The organism is Pseudoflavitalea rhizosphaerae (assembly GCF_003991355.1).
Taxonomy (GTDB): domain Bacteria; phylum Bacteroidota; class Bacteroidia; order Chitinophagales; family Chitinophagaceae; genus Pseudobacter; species Pseudobacter rhizosphaerae.
The window spans coordinates 60,745-78,746 of sequence record NZ_RCSU01000014.1; the positions used below are offsets into that span (position 1 = coordinate 60,745).

Annotated in this window: 17 protein-coding genes; 9 read left to right on the plus strand and 8 right to left on the minus strand. The window is 47.1% G+C overall.

Annotation, left to right across the window (positions count from 1 at the left end):
* Positions 1 to 113: 113 nt before the first annotated feature.
* The gene (locus D9Y29_RS21280) at positions 114 to 830 is read right to left on the minus strand and encodes a hypothetical protein (RefSeq protein ID WP_127132082.1); all 717 of its coding nucleotides are present in this window, start codon (positions 828 to 830) and stop codon (positions 114 to 116) included.
* 164 nt (positions 831 to 994) lie between these two features.
* Here D9Y29_RS21280 and D9Y29_RS21285 point away from each other — a divergent pair, with 164 nt between their 5' ends.
* The 3 genes from D9Y29_RS21285 to D9Y29_RS21295 all read left to right on the plus strand — a co-directional run bounded on the left by D9Y29_RS21285 (position 995) and on the right by D9Y29_RS21295 (position 2,441).
* Complete coding sequence (locus D9Y29_RS21285) at positions 995 to 1,495, plus strand: SixA phosphatase family protein (protein ID WP_127132084.1); 501 nt, start codon at positions 995 to 997, stop codon at positions 1,493 to 1,495.
* A gap of 286 nt (positions 1,496 to 1,781) precedes the next feature.
* Positions 1,782 to 2,231, plus strand: coding sequence for a DUF6934 family protein (locus D9Y29_RS21290; RefSeq protein WP_127132086.1), 450 nt, complete (start codon positions 1,782 to 1,784; stop codon positions 2,229 to 2,231).
* Positions 2,232 to 2,261: 30 nt separating this feature from the next.
* Positions 2,262 to 2,441: a hypothetical protein gene (locus D9Y29_RS21295; RefSeq protein WP_127132088.1), complete on the plus strand. Its 180-nt coding sequence runs from the start codon at positions 2,262 to 2,264 to the stop codon at positions 2,439 to 2,441.
* A 95-nt stretch (positions 2,442 to 2,536) separates the two neighbouring features.
* Here D9Y29_RS21295 and D9Y29_RS21300 read toward each other — a convergent pair whose 3' ends face one another.
* Both D9Y29_RS21300 and D9Y29_RS21305 read right to left on the minus strand, forming a co-directional pair.
* The gene (locus D9Y29_RS21300) at positions 2,537 to 3,889 is read right to left on the minus strand and encodes a dihydrolipoamide acetyltransferase family protein (RefSeq protein WP_127132090.1); all 1,353 of its coding nucleotides are present in this window, start codon (positions 3,887 to 3,889) and stop codon (positions 2,537 to 2,539) included.
* Between the two features lie 90 nt (positions 3,890 to 3,979).
* The gene (locus D9Y29_RS21305; protein WP_127132092.1) at positions 3,980 to 5,233 is read right to left on the minus strand and encodes a CinA family nicotinamide mononucleotide deamidase-related protein; all 1,254 of its coding nucleotides are present in this window, start codon (positions 5,231 to 5,233) and stop codon (positions 3,980 to 3,982) included.
* Between the two features lie 66 nt (positions 5,234 to 5,299).
* On the opposite strand from D9Y29_RS21305, the gene dacB reads away from it, so the two are divergent.
* A complete protein-coding gene (dacB, locus tag D9Y29_RS21310; RefSeq protein WP_127132094.1) occupies positions 5,300 to 6,712 on the plus strand; it encodes a D-alanyl-D-alanine carboxypeptidase/D-alanyl-D-alanine endopeptidase in 1,413 nt (470 codons plus the stop codon).
* Between the two features lie 231 nt (positions 6,713 to 6,943).
* Here dacB and D9Y29_RS21315 read toward each other — a convergent pair whose 3' ends face one another.
* Entirely contained in the window at positions 6,944 to 7,363 is a 420-nt protein-coding gene (locus D9Y29_RS21315; RefSeq protein ID WP_127132096.1) for an acyl-CoA thioesterase, read from the minus strand.
* Positions 7,364 to 7,372: 9 nt separating this feature from the next.
* Positions 7,373 to 7,780, minus strand: coding sequence for a DoxX family protein (locus D9Y29_RS21320; protein WP_127132098.1), 408 nt, complete (start codon positions 7,778 to 7,780; stop codon positions 7,373 to 7,375).
* A gap of 192 nt (positions 7,781 to 7,972) precedes the next feature.
* Here D9Y29_RS21320 and D9Y29_RS21325 point away from each other — a divergent pair, with 192 nt between their 5' ends.
* The 4 genes from D9Y29_RS21325 (at position 7,973) to D9Y29_RS21340 (ending at position 14,441) form a co-directional block, all read left to right on the plus strand.
* A complete protein-coding gene (locus D9Y29_RS21325) occupies positions 7,973 to 10,999 on the plus strand; it encodes a tetratricopeptide repeat protein (protein ID WP_127132100.1) in 3,027 nt (1,008 codons plus the stop codon).
* Between the two features lie 5 nt (positions 11,000 to 11,004).
* Positions 11,005 to 12,666, plus strand: coding sequence for a TonB-dependent receptor (locus D9Y29_RS21330; protein ID WP_127132102.1), 1,662 nt, complete (start codon positions 11,005 to 11,007; stop codon positions 12,664 to 12,666).
* A gap of 51 nt (positions 12,667 to 12,717) precedes the next feature.
* A complete protein-coding gene (locus D9Y29_RS21335; protein ID WP_127132104.1) occupies positions 12,718 to 13,350 on the plus strand; it encodes a hypothetical protein in 633 nt (210 codons plus the stop codon).
* A gap of 170 nt (positions 13,351 to 13,520) precedes the next feature.
* Complete coding sequence (locus D9Y29_RS21340) at positions 13,521 to 14,441, plus strand: class I SAM-dependent methyltransferase (protein WP_241238008.1); 921 nt, start codon at positions 13,521 to 13,523, stop codon at positions 14,439 to 14,441.
* A 3-nt stretch (positions 14,442 to 14,444) separates the two neighbouring features.
* Here D9Y29_RS21340 and D9Y29_RS26805 read toward each other — a convergent pair whose 3' ends face one another.
* The 3 genes from D9Y29_RS26805 to D9Y29_RS21355 are packed head-to-tail and all read right to left on the minus strand — an operon-like array spanning position 14,445 to position 15,909.
* Complete coding sequence (locus D9Y29_RS26805) at positions 14,445 to 14,594, minus strand: glutaminyl-peptide cyclotransferase (protein WP_241238009.1); 150 nt, start codon at positions 14,592 to 14,594, stop codon at positions 14,445 to 14,447.
* Complete coding sequence (locus tag D9Y29_RS21350; protein WP_164735508.1) at positions 14,578 to 15,063, minus strand: glutaminyl-peptide cyclotransferase; 486 nt, start codon at positions 15,061 to 15,063, stop codon at positions 14,578 to 14,580. The genes D9Y29_RS26805 and D9Y29_RS21350 overlap by 17 nt, the downstream gene beginning before the upstream one ends.
* Positions 15,064 to 15,090: 27 nt before the next feature.
* Positions 15,091 to 15,909: a glutaminyl-peptide cyclotransferase gene (locus D9Y29_RS21355; protein ID WP_127132110.1), complete on the minus strand. Its 819-nt coding sequence runs from the start codon at positions 15,907 to 15,909 to the stop codon at positions 15,091 to 15,093.
* A gap of 321 nt (positions 15,910 to 16,230) precedes the next feature.
* On the opposite strand from D9Y29_RS21355, the gene D9Y29_RS21360 reads away from it, so the two are divergent.
* On the plus strand, positions 16,231 to 17,460 hold the full coding sequence (locus D9Y29_RS21360) for a M43 family zinc metalloprotease (RefSeq protein ID WP_127132112.1): 1,230 nt from the start codon (positions 16,231 to 16,233) through the stop codon (positions 17,458 to 17,460).
* Positions 17,461 to 18,002 lie beyond the last annotated feature (542 nt).

The following is an 18,002-nucleotide window of genomic DNA, read 5'->3' on the forward strand; positions in this document are numbered from 1 at the left end:
AATCAGGGTAACTGACCTGGCAAAGGGTCCAATCCGAATATAAACGGGTTGTGTTCGATTTTCGGCTGATGGTGAGCGTTATTATATATAGCTGTCACCATCAGCCGAAAATTTTATGCTGCGGTAGACAGGTATCTTACCAGGCTTCTTTTGGCTACGGGCAGCAGGGTTTCATCCACCGGGAAGTTAAGGTCCGTTTCAATCGAATATACGGCAGGGTTAGGAAGCCACTTGCGCAGCCGAAGTAATTCAGACTTGATGTTCTCATAAGAGTTGGCGATGCTGCGGTTCCATTCATCGAGGTATTCAGTTTTGATGGACCTGAACTTTTCATCGTGCTTCTCGAAGATGCTGAGCTTGTACTGGTATACGCGGGTATTGCGGCTGCTTCCCTGGCTGAGGAAGAAGTAGCCTTCATTGCTGTCCAGTGGCACCAATCCTACGGGGAAGATGGTGAGTTTTTCCTCCACGAACTCATAGATGGCAGTGCCGCTGTTGATAGTTGTCTGGATCTCTGTTGCGGAATAACTGATGATCTCTTCCAGTTCCTGCATCAGTTCATCATCATCGATGATCTGTTCGTAGAGCAGTTGCAGTTGCTGGAGTTGTACACCTGTCAGGCGTTTGGGAAATTGTTCCTGAAGGTATTTCTTGTTGTTGCGGAGGGCTACCAGATTTTCATAATGGAAGATCACATCTGAAAGTTGCGGATAGAGCTTGTTTTCATTGAAATACTTGTTCACTTCCTGAAGATAGGCGAGCAGTGTGTATTTCTTCAGCTCAAAATCCACGTATCCTTCGGCAAACCAGGTTTCGGAGAGTGTTTTCATAATCGAGCCATTTAGAGAGTACTAACCTGAATTTACGGAAAAAGTACGGGATTGTCAAGCAGTTGGAAAAAGCAGGATAGTTTCATGCCGGCGACAAAAAAAAATTAATACGGGAATGTTCCGGAGATTATTAATTTCAGGAAGTACTAAATGAAACAAGCTCCATGAAATGCTTGCTGACTATGTTCCTGCTCATCATGCTGGCAGGCTGCTCCCATACCTATTATGTGGTCAGGCATGCCGAGAAAGCTGTTCCCGGTGATGGCCCTGTAATGAATACTCAGAATGATCCATCGCTCAGTACAATGGGTTTGCAGCGGGCCGAAGCATTGAAAAAGGTATTGCACGACAAGAATATCCGCTATATCTATTCTACCAATACTATCCGTACTAGGTCTACCGCAGAGCCGCTCAGCAAGCTCATGAATGTTCCGGTACAAATTTATGGACCCAGGCCTGATTCTGCTTTCATACAGCAACTGAAACTGCTAAAGAAGAACACGCTGATTGTTGGTCATAGCAACACCATCGATGATATTGCCAATGGCCTGGCCGGAGAAACAAAAGTAGGAAGCGATCTGCCTGAAACTGTGTATGATCAGATCTTCATTATTCATTACAGGAAGGGAGGAAGAAAGATCGTGTTTGAGAGAGTGATTTATTGATGGACATCGATAGCTAACATTAATGGACAACCGATTTTGATGCATCGCCTTGAAAATATTTTTTTGGCGATGTATTATTTTTTGAAAATTGGTGTAAATTTGATTGTTCATTTTCTGAAACGCCACGCCAATTACCACTTCAGGATTCATACATCACACAAAAACCAGACGTTCAAAACTTATTCAGCAATGCATATGCATGCGCTCATGTGTAAGTCTAATCTTATTCATGTATGCATACAATAAGCATTATGCTAATGATTTGCCTTACCCAAAACTTGATTGAATGCATCTGGAAAGATATGCCTTCCGGGCTGACGGGAACAATGAGGTTTTCGCATTTGAAAGTAATGGCCCCAACGGGATCATCAGAAAAGTAGTCAGGTATATAAAAGTGGGCTTTTTCAATGGCTTCGATATTTATAACCTTGATTTTGGAGATAGTAATGATGGGGCCGGTAACCCTGATCATTTATCTGTTTCCAATAATGGGGACCGCGATAAGGTGTTGGCAACTGTTGCTGCAACAGTGCTTGCGTTCAACGAGGATCACAAGAAGTTCGTTGTTTTTGCCAAAGGCGCTACGCCGGTTCGGACCCGCTTGTACCAGATGGGTATTAATGCTAATCGGGCTGAGATTGAAGAGCATTTTCATGTATACGGGATCAATGATGGCGTATCCGGTCCTGTAGAACCTGGCATCAACTATCAGGCATTCATTGCAGTAAAAAAATAGATCTGTATAATATCAAAAAATAAATAGCTTATGAACTTCCCGGAAGCAAAAGAATCTACCAATGAGGATTACAAAAAATATCCTTTATATCAAAAGCATGTAGAGCGTGATAATTCAATTCCTGATATCAGTAAGTACTCCTGGTACATTCAAAACCTGGAAGAGGCGAAGAAGATCATTGTTCAAATGGGAGGCACGCTTTGTGATTGATCTTTTCTGTGCATGCAGTTTAGGCAAATAGCGAGCGTCAAAAAAAAGCTGCCCCTGTGCGGAGGCAGCTTGTATAGCAAGTAACACAAACAAATCTATACTGTTCTCGCCGGATCGAACTGTTCCAGTTCTTTGGCAACGGCATTGAGGAAAGTGGCGCCGAGGGCCCCGTCGATGATGCGGTGGTCATAGCTCATGCTCAGGTACATCATATGCCTGATGGCAATGCTGTCGCCCTGCGCAGTCTCGATCACCATTGGACGTTTCTTGATAGCTCCTACAGCCAGGATAGCCACCTGCGGCTGGTTGATGATGGGGGTCCCCATCAGGCTGCCGAATGTGCCCACATTGGTGAGGGTGAAAGTTCCTCCCTGTGTATCGTCTGGTTTCAGTTTATTGTTTCGTGCGGCATTGGCCAGTCCATTCACCTGTTTGCTCAGGCCAACCAGGTTCAACTGATCAGCATTTTTGATCACAGGAACGATCAGGTTTCCGGAAGGAAGGGCAGCGGCCATTCCGATATTGATATCTTTCTTAACAATGATCTTGTTGCCATCGAGGCTGCTATTGAGCCAGGGGTATTTTTTCAGGCAACGTACGATCGCTTCGATGAAAAGTGGAGTGAAAGTGAGTTTTTCTCCTTCTCTCTTTTCAAATTCTTTCTTGACGCGATCTCTCCAGAGCACCATATTGGTAACATCTGCTTCGGTGAAGCTGGTTACATGCGGGCTGGTATGCTTGCTGCGCACCATATGCTCTGCAATGAGCTTACGCATACGGTCCATCTCGATGATCTCGGCATTGCCGGAATAAGAAACAACGTGGTTGTCTGTGGTAGTAGCAATCACATCTGCTTTGCTGGCAGGTTGCGCCACTGCATTCCGGTTGTCCGTAACAGTTACGGAAGGTGCGATGGTTTTGCCGGATTTTCTGGCTTCCACAAATGCCAGGATATCTTTCTTGGTCACGCGGCCTTCATTGCCGGTGCCTGGAATATTTTCAAGATCAACCATACTCACCCCTTCGCTGGCTGCGATATTGAGCACGAGCGGAGAGTAGAATCTGTTGGCAGTTCCGTTGGCGGCAGGTCTTGCAGCAGTGGCTGTTTGCACAGCTACGGCGGGAGCAGTTTCTACGGCAGCAGCTGCGGGAGCAGCGCTGGCAGCAGGCGCTGAAGGAGCAGCAGGAGCCTGGGCAGATTCGGCAGCGCCAACGCGGATACGCGCAATGGCAGTACCGATGGGAACAACATCATTCACATTGAAAAGGATCTCTTCAATCACACCTTCAGCAGTGGATGGCACTTCACTGTCTACCTTGTCAGTGGCGATCTCCAATACGGTTTCATCCATTTTCACCGGGTCACCGGGTTGTTTATGCCACTTCAGAATAGTGGCTTCCATGATACTTTCACCCAGTTTAGGCATTATTAAGTCAACAACTGCCATAGTTGATCGGAGGTTTTATTGTTTTGATGATTCTTGGTTTGATCAATTGTCGGGCCAAAGGTAATGATTTTGCTAACAACTGTTCGCACTCTAATGGCTTGCAATGAACTTTCTCAACAGGTTGAGGGCATTGATAGCCGCCATTTCTATGTTCCGGGCCCTGTCGAACCGGAAATGAAACAATTGTGTAACGATCTCATCCTTATTTCCCGCCGCGATCCATACTGTCCCCACGGGCTTGGTCTCTGAGCCGCCTCCGGGCCCCATAATACCGCTGGTGGCCACTGCATAATCCGTGTTGAGGCTGAGCAATGCTCCCTGCACCATCTGCCGGACTGTGGATTCACTCACGGCGCCATCCTGCACCAGGGTATCGTGCGATACTTTCAATACATTTTCTTTCACTTCATTTGCATAACTAACTACGGTGCCTTTGAAATAATCACTGCTCCCCGCGATGCTGGTGATCAGGTGCGCAATATAGCCACCGGTACAGCTTTCAGCGGTTGCCATCGTTTTATGGCTTTGTTTCAGCAGATCGCCTACCACTTGTTGCAGCGGTTTATCTTCATCCACCACCATATGTTCTGCTACCAGTTGTTTCAGTTGACTGAACTGCTGGTCCAGATCATTTTCCAGTTTTTCTTTCGACGTTCCGGAGCCGGTGATGCGCAGCCGCACCATACTATAATGTGGAAGATACGCCAGTTTTATATGCGGAGGTAGTTGCGCTTCCCAATCTTTGATCATCTCTGCCAGGAAAGATTCACCCACGCCGGCGGTGAGCAGGGTACGATGACTGATAAAGGGCATGGTGAAATGCTGTTGCAGGCGGGGCAGCACCTCTTTGAGCATCAATCCTTTCATTTCATGCGGCACACCGGGCAGTGAAACAAACACCCTTCCATCCCGCTCAAACCACATGCCGGGCGCAGAGCCGCGTTCATTGAAGAGTACGGTGCAAACATCGGGCACATCAGCCTGTTCCAGGTTGCGCCGGATGATGGGCCTCCTGTACACTTTTTCAAAAAGATACCTGATATGCTCCAGGGTCCGATGGTCTGTAACCATCTTACCTCCGAAATAATCATTCAGCACCTGCTTGGTGATATCGTCTGCTGTAGGGCCGAGGCCGCCGGTCATGATAATGATCTGGCAATCCTTGCTCTGCTCATCCAGCGCATGCACGATCTCTTCTTTCAGGTCCCCCACCGCCACTCTTCTTTTGAGCCATACGCCGGTCTTGTTGAGTTCCTGCGCCATCCATGGACTATTCGTATCCGTTACCTGTCCGATCAGTAGTTCATCTCCGATGGTGATGATAGAGGCAAATACCTGCTGCATAGATTTGAATAATTGGGTTCAAAGGTAGTCACAAATCTGTATTTTCATGGTGTAATCGAACATCGCATGAAGAAGATCCTCTATGTAGCATTCCTGTTGAATTCGTTTATGCAGATGAATGCTCAGTCCGTATCACAGAAACTGGAAGAAGCCATTGTTCAGCTGGAAGCAGATCCTGCATTCAAACATGCCATTATAAGTCTTTGTGTATTGAACACCACAACAGGTGAACAGGTTTTCGGCAGGCAGGAACAAACTGGTCTTGCGCCTGCCAGTACACAAAAACTTTTCACCAGTGCCGCTGCTTATGAATTATTAGGACAACAATTCCGGTTCCATACCCGGATTGCACGGGATCAACCAGTTCAAAATGGCGTACTCAATGGCGATCTGTTTGTTGTGGGCGGTGGTGATCCCACAGCAGGCAGCTGGCGATGGGCTGCTACCAAAGAAAAAGCAGTAATGGACGAGATCATTGCCATTCTTCGCAGGCATAAGGTCCATACCATCAAAGGAAATATCTGGATCGATGATCATTCGTATACGCAGGACCCGCTGCCTGGCGGCTGGATCTGGACAGATATGGGGAATTACTACGGCGCGGGATGCTGGGGCATCAACTGGCACGAGAACCAATACGATCTCACGCTCGCAGCCGGTGATTGCTGCGGCGGCCTCACCACAGTAAAAAGTATCTCACCTTCTATTCCAAACCTTCAGCTCATCAACGATATTCGTGTAGGCAAGCGGGGTAGTGGCGATAATGGTTATATTTTCGCAGCGCCTTACAGCAACAAGGCATTCACTTCAGGCACTATTCCTGCCAATGAAAAAAGTTTCACCATTTCCGGTTCCATGCCGCAACCCGGGCTCGTTTTCGGAGAAGCTCTCAAATCAAAAATAGTACAGGCTGGCATCAGGTTCAGCGGCAAAGTACAAACTGCGTCGGGGGCTTACCTCTCTGGTCAACCTCTCCGGAAACCCATAACAGTACTGGATTCCATCGCTTCGCCTTCATTAGACAGCATCAATTACTGGTTCCTGCAGAAAAGTGTGAACCTGTTCGGCGAAGCATTGCTGAAAAGGATCGCTTTCGAAAAAAATGGAAATGGTAATACCGGTGAGGGCGCCAGTCTCCTTCGTTCATTCTGGCAGGAGAAAGGCATTGGGAAAGGCGCCATCAATATCATGGATGGCAGTGGTCTTTCACCACAGAACCGGGTTACTACCGATGCGCTGGTGCGTGTTCTGCAATTTGCGAAAAGCCGCCCCTGGTACAACAGCTTCTACTATTCATTACCGTTATACAACGGCATGAAGATGAAGAGCGGGTCCATTGGGGGCAGCCGCGCCTTTGCAGGTTATCATACGGCAAAGGATGGAACGAAATATACTTTCGCTATCATCATCAACAATTACAACGGAGGATCGGGAGAAACCGTGAAGAAGATCTATAAAGTGCTTGATGTATTGAAGTAGGGATAAAAAAAGAAAAACATCCATGGGATGTTTTTCAAAGGACGTTTTGGAAATGGGTTTTCCGAGGTCCGGTTTTCTCTGTTGGTTTTTCAGGATCTGGATCGGTTTTTCTGGATTTGGACAGGTCTTTCACGTATTGGATGGTGCAAAGAAAAAAGATTTCCGGTATTGATGCAAGCCTGCATCGATTAAGTAAATATTAATTCAATTCTCCCATCGTACCACCTTCGATCAGGCATTGCCGTTGAAAAAAGGCTCAAGCTTTTGGCGAAGCTGTTCCGGCATCACCGTTTTCTCACGGGTGGTGGCATCCAGGAAATACAATACTACATGACCAACGGTGAGTAGTTTGCCTGCCTCATTGAAAACTTCCTGGTGAAATTCTATGCGATGGTTCACCGGCAATTCTTTCAGGGTTGTTTTTACGCTCAGCAGATCGTCGTAATGAGCAGGCCGCAGGAAATTGAATTTGATTTCCACGATGGGCATGATCACACCCATTGCTTCCATGTCCTTATAAGTAAAACCCAATGAACGGATGGATTCAGCCCTGGCAACTTCAAAGTACTGGGCATAGTTGCCGTGATAGACTACGTCCATCTGATCAGTTTCAGCATACCGTACACGGATGGGAGTGGTGGTGATGTACATAGAAATATCTTATTTGCCGGCCATGCCATCAACACTGATCTTACCGGGGCCAACAATCAAAAGGGCCAGGTAGCCGGTGAGGAAGAGAGCAGCCATTTCTCCTTCTCCGAAGATCAATCCTTTATGCGCCATGAAGAGGGCAACGCTCATCACGATGATCACGGGGATAGTAGCAAAACGGGTGAACAATCCGATCAATACCAGGCCGGCGCAGATCACTTCGGCAAAGATCACCAGGCCCAGTGTGAAGCCCTGACCCAATCCGAAAAGGCTCATGAATTTTGGCTTGATGGCATCGAAAGCCTTGAATTTTTGAAGACCGTGGTTGATCATCAATGCGCCGAAGCTGAGGCGCATCAATAAGGTGGCGAGGTTAAAAGAACCAGTAGTATAACTGGTTGACATCAGTTTGCTCATAAGATTGAAAATTTTTCAGTTTCCAAAAGTAGTGGTTTTGTTTTTGTAATACATAATGAAAAAGAAATGTTAATCCTGCCACTTATCCACAGGTGTTTGGAACGATGTTTGGTTGAAGGTAAAATATTTAGAATCTTTACCACGTTACAATAGTATTTACACTGTTGTCCTCTATTTCAAACGGATATTGGAATGAAAAAAATCACAGCCTTTTGCGTCCTGGCTCTTTCCATTCAAGGTTCTATTGCCCAGCAAACGAGATTTATCAGTGACCCTCAGGGTACATTCAAGCAGGCAAAAGAATATTTCCAGCGCGAACAATACAGTCTTGCCTATCCCATACTGAAAGATCTTCAGTTGCAATTGCGGGAACACGACCGCACCGATCAGGCTATCACTGCCCAGGAAATAAAATACTATACTACCGTTTGCGCCCTCAAACAGAATGAGCGCGGCGCGGTGGAAAAAGCCCGGGACTTCATTGATCTGGAAGACAATAATTCCCGTGTTCAAATGATGAGCTTTCACCTGGCAGAATATTATTTTCGCCAGGGAGATTATGCAAAAGCGCTGGAACAGTACGAAGCCACCAATATTGAGAACCTCAGCAACCGTGAAATTGCCGATCTCAAATTCCACCAGGGCTATGCCTACTTCAATGCCAAACAATTCGATAAGGCAAAACCCTTATTCGATGCCATCCGGCAAATGAAGGATGATCCCAATTACATCGATGCAAACTATTACTACGGCTTCCTCGCTTTCAACGATAAGGAATATCGCAAAGCGCTGGACGCCTTCGCAATTGTGGAAGACCATCCGCAATACGGACAGGTAGTGCCTTACTATATCGCCAATATTTATTATGCACTCGGGCAAAAAGACAAAGCCCTGGAATATGCAGAGAACAAACTCAAAAGAGGTAATCTCTATTATGATCTGGAGATGCGCCAGATCGTAGGGCATGCTTATTTCGAGAAGAAGGAATATGCGAAAGCCCTTCCATATCTGGAAACATATGTTACCAAATCCGATAAGGTGAGGAGAGAGGACCTGTATGAGCTCAGCTACTGCTACTACCAGGCCAATAACCTGAATAAAGCTATCGATGGTTTCAAGCAGATCAGCGGTAACCAGGACTCACTGGCGCAAAACGCCATGTACCTTCTCGGTGATGCCTACCTGAAAACCGGTCAGAAAGCCAATGCGCGCAATGCCTTCTTTATCTGCGCCACCAACAGCAGCAATGCAAAACAGAAAGAGATCTCCGTATTCAATTACGCCAAGCTTTCCTACGAGCTGGGCTATCAGGATGTGGCCCTTACAGAACTGCAGAAATTCCTGGCAGCGTATCCGCAATCTGAATACAATCCAGAAGCCCGTGAACTGCTGATCAATGTGCTGGCCAATACCAATAATTACAAAGATGCACTGTCGCTGCTGGAAGGACTGAAAACCCCTTCGCCCAATGCCAGGAGGCTCTATCCGAAAATATTGTATGGCCGCGCTACCGAGCTTATCAACGATGGCATGCTGGTAACTGCCAGTGAACTGCTCACCCGCGCAGAAGCCCTGCCGGAGAACAGCAGTGTGCTGCCTTATGTGCAGTTCTGGAGAGGAGAGATCGCTTACCGTCTCAATAAAACAGATGATGCTATCCAATACTATTTCAATTATCTCAAGTCTGGTGCAGTGGAAGGCGAAGCCAATCCACTGAATGCAAAATACAATCTCGGTTATGCCTACCTGAGAAAAGAGAATTATAAACAGGCGCAGGGATTCTTTGAGCAGGTGGTATCAACGCCCAGGATCAATTCTTCTCCGCTGCAGCAGGATGCCTATGTGCGTACTGCCGATTGCTACTACATGAGCCGCGATTACAAAAAAGCGCTGGACATGTACAACAAAGTACTCGACTATTCCTGGCCCCAGAGTGATTATGCCACATTCCAGAAAGCCATGATCGCCGGTGTGAACAGTGGTAAAGAGAAGATCAACCTGCTCAGTGGGATCAGCAGGAAATATCCAACATCGTCACTGGTAAGTGATGCAAATATGGAGATAGCCACTACTTACCTGGCCGGCCAACAGTTCCGCGAAGCCATCCCTTACCTGAAGAATGTAGTATCCGATCCCAATTCCTCCCTCAAACCCAAAGCTTACCTGAAGCTGGGTATCGCCTGGTACAATCTCGACAATAACACTGAAGCGCTCAACCAGTATACGGCTGTGATCAAACAATTCCCCAACTCCGTGGAAGCAGATGCGGCCCTTGAAAATGCACGCACTGTCTATATGGAACAGGGCAAGACCAGCGAGTACGTGAACTTCGCCCGCAGCATGGGCAAGGAAGTAAGCAGCAGCCAGGAAGAAGAACTGGCTTACCAGGCCGCAGAAGTGCAGTTCAATAATGGTAATTTCTCTGCCGCCGCCAAAGCATTCGAAGAATATGTAACCAGGTTCCCGGAAGGGAAACATTCCCTGGAAGCATTGTATTATAAGAGTGAGATCTATTTCAACCAGAAAGACTGGGTAAAGGCGGTTGCCGGTTACGAAGAACTGGCAGACCGTGTTCCGCACAAATACGGTGAAAAATCCCTTTTGAATGCAGCCCGTCTGAATTTCTTCGATCTCAAGAATTACGAAAAGGCCGAGAAGTATTTCATCCGTCTCAAGGATTTCGCCACTTCACAGGAGAACAAACTGGAAGCTATGCGTGGCCTGCTTCGCAGCCAGTACCAGTTGAAAAAATGGAGCGATGCCGTGGAGAATGCACGTGAACTTCTCAGTCAGAAAGGTATCGGTACAGATGATAAAACGATGGCGAATATGGCCATTGCAAAATCTTACCAGAACAATAACCAGTGTGATCAGGCCATTACACAGTTCCGCACGGTGGTATCGCTCAGCAAATCCGCTTATGGTGCAGAAGCCCGTTATGAGATCGCCAGTTGTATGTTCAGTGAAGGCAGGATGAAAGATGCTGAGAAAGCAGCATTTGAAGTGATCAACAAATCCGGTTCTTATGAGACCTGGGTTACCAAGGCGTATATCCTGTTAGGGGATATCTATTTCAAACAACAGGATTACTTCAATGCCAAAGCCACTTTCCAGAGTGTAGTAGAGAATGCACGCATCGAGGAACTGCGCAAGGAAGCACAACGCAAACTGGATGAAACCATCATCGAGGAGAAGAAAAACAGTAAGATCAACAACTGATTACAATGAAAAGAACCAATATAGCCCTCTTATCATTCGTGGTATGTTTAGTAGTTCCGGGACTTTCAAAGGCGCAGGACACTACCAAACGCAAGTCCATCGATATCACCAGTACTTTCAAACCAGTACTGCGCGAGGCTGCCAAGATCAATTTCAATGCAGCGCCTCCGGCCGTGGACACTACCAAACCCAGGATGAATTATTCCATCCCGGTGCAAAATCTTTTCTTCACTTACCAGCCGGCTGAATTGAAGCCCATGGCGCTGGAGATGGATTCCATCACCGCCTGGCAGTACAGCAATTTCATCAAGGTTGGGATCGGCAACGTGCACCAGCCATATGTGAAAGCTGGTTTCAGCTTTGGTGATTTCAAGAACACATTCTTCAATGTTTTTGCAGATCACTATACCAGCAAGGGCAGCCTGGATTTTCAGAAGAACAGCATGACCAGCGTTGGCGCAGCAATGACCTACAAAACCAACAGTAACCTGGAAATCAATGCCCGACTGGGTTTCAAGAGCGATGATTATTATCTCTACGGCTATGAGCCCAAAACGCTGGTGTTCGATAAGAAAGATCTTCGTCAGCGTTTCCAGACCATCGAAGGAAGAGTTGATCTCCGCAATATCGAGCCCACTGAATTTGGACTGAACTATCATCCCAATCTAAAGATCAGTTCCTTCGGAGATAATCATTCCGTAAAAGGAAAGGAGACCAATACTGTATTGAACCTGCCGCTGGAAAAAACTTTCGGGGAAGATTTCGCTTTCCAGCTTGGCGCCACTGCTGACCTTACCCGTTATGAAAGGGAAGAGAATACAGCGCTTTCCATGCCAGCACTCAAGCAAAGCAATAACCTTTATATGGTGAATGCCGCGCTGCAGTATAAATCTGATAATCTCTTCATCCAGGGCGGTATCATTCCAAGCTGGGACCAGAAGAATTTCCATATGCTGCCCAATATCATGGCCGATATCACTACCAACGACAAGCAGTTCACCCTGCAACTGGGATGGCTTGGATATTATGAGAAGGGAAGCTACCAGCGTTTTGCCAGTATCAATCCCTGGCTGGCGCAACCAGACAGCATGTACAATACCCGTATAGAGGAAAGGTTTGCTGGTCTGAAAGGCTCTGTGGGCAACCATTTCAGCTATTCGGCGAAATTCAGTTTGCTGACGCTGCGCAATCAGCCCCTGTTTGTGAATGATGATGTCGATGGTAAAACATTTCTCGTTCGCTATGAGCCCAAGTTCAATGCCATCCGTTTGCATACAGAGGCAGCTTATAATGTAGGCGAGCAGTTTGGTGCGAAGGCCGGTTTCACTTTTTCCAATTACTATAATATGAAAGTGGAAAAGAAAGCCTGGGGCATGATCCCTGTTGAGCTCAATGCCGGTCTGCACTGGCAGGCGATGAAAGACCTTATACTCCGTACCGAGTTCTGGCTCTGGGATGGCGCCAGGTACCTCAAGGGAGGGGATGACTATAAGAACAAGGCAGGGTTCGATCTCAATGCAGGAGCCGAGTTTCGAATTACCAGGAATCTTAATCTCTGGGTACAGTTCAACAATATCCTCAACAATAAGTACCAGCGCTGGAGTCAGTACGAGGCCTTTGGGTTTAACCTGTTGGGAGGGATTACTTACTCTTTCAACCAGAAATGATTTTGATTTCACAACAAAATACTGTTGTTTCGCAACATTAAACAACGTCACATGACGGAAGTGCTGACCAGTTATTTATTGCAGAACAAAAGCCTGTCCATCCCTGGTCTGGGAACGATTTACATTGAACGTATCCCGGCACAGACCGATTTTGTGAACAAAAGGATCCTCCCTCCAGGTTATCATTTCCGTTTCGACAAATATTTCGATGCGCCCGATAAGGATTTCTTTACCTACCTGGCGCAACAGAAAGACATCGCCGATTATGAGGCCATTAAATGGTATAACGAATGGGCTTATGATCTTCGCAGCCGACTTCGCAACGACAATGAGGAACTGTGGCCTGGCGTTGGTTCTTTCAGGAAAGACAATTCCGGAGAGATCTCATTCCAGTCTGCCGGCGCCATTCCTACTTTCGAAGAACCTGCACCTGCTGCGAGGATCGTGCGTACGCATACGCATGCAACCATGCTGGTGGGGGACCGTGAAGTGACGAAAGAGATCATTCACCAGGAAGGAGAGAATTATGCTGAAGAAACTGTCCACCGTGAAAAGGATAGCTGGTGGATCTACGCCCTCATCATTGGCGCCATTGCATTGAGCGCAGCTTTTTTCCATTTTTACAAGAAAGGATTCAACTTCTCCTCACTGGGAAATCAGCAAAAAATAGAAATCAAAAAATAAGCAGCGTGCCGCCACTCGCTCGCCTCCGGCGAGTGAGGAATATTTGTTCGCCTCCGGCGAACACCGCGTCGCCGGAGGCGACTAAATAAAAGTCACTCGCGGGGACGCGAGCGACTGCCACCCGCTGAGTAGCCAATGCCACGCTAAGTTTTGAAAGAAAATCCCTTTCTTTGCACCCTGTTTTTAGAATAATGGATTTCGTTATCAATTATACCAACTGCCCGGTTTGCGGTGCAACCGCCATCCGCGAAGCCCTGACCGCAAAAGATTACACTGTTTCAGGAAACAGTTTCAGTATCTGGGAATGTGCTTCCTGTACGTTGCGCTTTACACAGCAGGTGCCTGACGAAGCCCATATCGGGCCTTACTACAAGGCTGACAGCTATATATCACATACCAATACCAGTAAGGGCCTGGTAAACAGGTTGTATAAGATGGTCAGGCATATCACGCTGCGCAGTAAACGAAAATTGCTGCAGACCACTACCAACAGAACTACCGGACAATTGCTGGAGATTGGCGCAGGTATCGGAACTTTCGCGGCTTTCATGAAAAAAAGCGGCTGGCAGGTGATGGGGCTGGAACCCGATCCGGAGGCAAGGCAGGTGGCTAAGGAACAAAATGGTATCGCTCTCCTGGATACCAGCGAACTCTTCGATCTCCCCCGGGAACATTTTGATGTGATAACCATGTGGCATGTACTGGAACATGTACATCGCCTGCATGATTACATGGAACAACTGAAAAAATTACTCAAACCCGGCGGCGTGCTGCTGGTGGCAGTTCCGAACTATACCAGCTTTGATGCGCAACTCTATGGCCGTTTCTGGGCCGCTTACGATGTGCCGAGGCATCTTTATCATTTCTCTCCCGCTTCCATGCGAACACTTCTGAAGAGCCATGATCTGCGACTGGACAGTCTGCAGCCAATGTGGTTCGACAGCTTTTATGTAAGCATGCTCAGCGAAAAAAATAAAAATGGAAAAGCCAGCCTGGTGAAAGGATTCATCAATGGGCTTCGCTCCAACCTCAAAGCCGGAAAAGGCAATCATTCCCGTTGCAGTTCCCTGATCTATGTGATCAGGCCCTGATGATCATGGTTCTTTGAACCAGCTGTTCAATGTGATCTCATACATCATGGGCCATTTCTTACCGGTGATCATCAAACGATCAGTAGCCGGGTTGTAGGCTATGCCATTAAGTTCGCGTCTCTCCGTCGTTTTTTGATCAGCTTCCTTTTGCAAGGCTTCCAGGTCGATCTTCGCTTTTACGATGCCGGTAGCAGCCTTTTCTTTCCAGAGATGGAAGTTTGAAACTTTTGAGCTGTTTGAAAGTGGTGGCATCGTACACGAAGCCGATGCCATTGTCAAGCGTAAGCCAGTACATCTTATCATTGAAGAAGGTAATGCCTTCTGCGAAATACTTTCTACGGTCCAGCACTGCATGGGGATCGTTTTTCCCTGTTTTCGTATTCACTACACCTGTCACAGACGGGTAGGGACTTTCCAGCATATTACCGCCCGAGGATTCCCACAGTTTGCCGTTATAGTATTCCAATCCTTCCGTGAAGTAACTGGTATCGTGCGGAAGAGTGGCTGTTATGGTGTAAGTGATCTTTACAGGTTCTGCAGGATGGATGCTGTCCCTATTGCCCGGATGACCGGCAGATTCCGGATTGAAACAACCCGCAATGATATACAGTACCGGAATCATAAGAGGAATAAGGTTTTTCATTGACAGTTATTGAAGTCTGATCTCGTACAGCTTTGGCCATTTTTTGCCGGTGATGAAGATCTTTCCATTGGTACTGTCGAAAGCGATACCATTCAATACATCTGCATTTGGATAAGCTGCGCGTGCTTCGTTCACGAGGTTGGTGAAATCCAGCTGCCCTACCACTTTACCGCTTGCCGGATCGATCTTGAGTATATACGGTGTTTCCCACTGGTTCGCATATATGAAGCCGTTGATGAATTCGAGCTCATTGATATTGGGCACTGGTCCGTTGTGATCGTTCACGCTGACAATGTTCTGCAGCTTCATGGAATCAGGACTATAAAAATAGATCCTGTTGGTGCCATCGCTCATGATCAGGCTGGTGCCGTTGTTTGTAAGACCCCATCCATCACTGTTATAGCTGAACTCCCTGATCTTCTTGAAATCGGGCAACTGGTAAACGAATCCTGTTTTGGATTGCCAGGTGATATAATAAGCTTTATCGTTCAGGATGGTCATGCCTTCGCCGAAATGTTCTTTGGCCAGCGTTGCTTTGTGATCGGCTTTGCCGGTAGCGATATCAACCGTGCCGATCCAGGAACCATTATTGGGAATAGCGGGATCCGGGCTTCCGGTGGATTCATACAGTTGTCCATTGTAAATGGTCAGTCCCTGTGTGAAGCTATTGGTATCATGCGGGTAAGCGTTCACAACTGTGTACTGTAAACGGGGTGTTCCAGCCTCCACGTTGATGACTTCTGTTCCTGACTGGGTATCGTTATTATTGCATCCACTGACAATAGCGATGATCAACAATGAGCTATAAACAAGTTTTTTCATCATATGATTCAGATCTGTATTGTCAAAAATAGTGTTTTGGTATCAAGTAAAAAGTGAAAAATCGGACCTGTAGCAGAGCGGGAAGCCGTACCCACATTGTGGTACTTGCATAATCCGGAAACTTTTATTTGTTTTACATCAGCATATCTCCCCTAAAATTCACTCCTGTGTATGAGCCGGGCAGATGCGGGCCGGTAATTTGCTGAGCAGCATCTGTAATCCTTACCTGGTAGTTTGTCCTGCCGGCAGGTTCGTACCAAAGTTCATATTTGTTTATCTCCTGCCTGTTGCCAGGATCAGCCGCCTCACAAGAAAGCTGATGCAATGAAACATTTTTTATTTGCTTCCTGTTGCTTGCTATTGTTGTTGCCTCAAGTCCGCGCTCAACGCGCCTGTGGCGCTCATGACCTGTTGCTTGAAGCAAGCCGTGTCAATCCTTCACTTTCCAATCCCATCGTTCCACACCAGTCTGTAATGAAGGCCGATTCCGATACACCCGGCGAAGTTCCTGTGATCAAAATTCCTGTAGTGGTGCATGTGCTTTTCAATAATGATCAGCAGAATATTTCCGAAGCGCAGATCCGTTCACAGATCGAAGTGCTTAATAAAGACTTCCGCAGGCTCAATGCCGACACTTCATTTATTCCTTTAGCTTTCCGCTCCCTGTCGGCCGATTGCCGGATCGAATTCCGGCTTGCCAGTTCCGATCCTGCGGGACGGGCTACAAAGGGTATTGTACGTCGTGCAACAAGTGTTCGAGCCTTCAGTATCGATCCTGGGATCATGTCCACTGCCAGCGGCGGCAGTGATCCCTGGGATGCCGCCAGTTATTTGAATATCTGGGTGGCGCCCTTAACCCGCGGCCTGGTTGGATATAGCAGTCCACCCGGCATCCGCAAGGACCTGGATGGCGTGGTAATCGCCTTCAATGCATTCGGTACTACCGGCACTGCACAAGCGCCCTATAACAAAGGACGAACAGCCACTCATGAGATCGGCCACTGGCTGGGCCTCCGTCATATCTGGGGTGATACAGATTGTGGTGACGACTATATTGAAGACACTCCTCCGCAAAGCGGCAGTACCAATGGATGTCCATCAGGGATTGTATCCACCTGTAACAATGGACCTAACGGCAATATGTATATGAACTTCATGGATTTCACCGATGATGCCTGCATCAGTATGTTCACTGCAGGTCAATCAGCGGTGATGCGCAGCTTGTTTGATGAAGGCGGCAACAGGCATTCCCTTTTACAATCAATAGGGTTATCTGCACCCATGTATCCTGCTTTACCTGAAGAACAACTCCCCGTTCCTGTTAGTTTGCGGTTGTTCCCGAACCCTGCCTCCGGATCTGTTCAACTCGACACCGAACAGCAACTGGACGGGCAACCTGTTGTGATCCGCAATTATGCCGGTCAGCTGGTGATGCAAACATCAGTGAACAGGGGAGGAAGGATCATGCTGAACGGGCTGAAAAACGGAATGTATTTCCTTTCGGTTGGAAAATCGAAAGTGATGAAACTGTTTGTATCTGCCGGTGTTCTGTGACCGCCGTGAAAGAATGTTCTTGTCGTGAAAGGATATTCCCGCCGTGAAAGGATATGAAACCGGGCTGTGAAACAAACCGCCGCGGGAGAAAATCTTATGAACAGTGAATTGGAGGGATTGGGCTGTGGTAAGGCTATGGGGCTTTAACGCTTTTGTTTGCAAGGCCCGGTTTTCATATCACTTTCACGGCTATGGCCCTGGAGGTGCAGCAGACCTGGTTTCATCATGCTTAATTGCTGGCATCTTTCTTTTCACTCTATTCTTCAGATTACCTTTTCCACTTTTCTTTTTTTCACGTTTTATCCTTTTCCATTTTCAGAATTATCATTGTTCTCTTTCCCCCTTTCTTTTTCACACAGTGCGCAGCTCGCATGAAGGCATTCAGTAAGCTGTACTGATCTTGCCTTCAGGGAGAAGAACTCTATTATCAATTTCAAAATATTGTTGCACATTCATAGGGCTGAGCAAAAGTTGGGGTAGGTGAACGGGGCCTTCAAAACAAAAGTGATAAAGCTCCATAGCCTTACCACAGCCCACTCCCT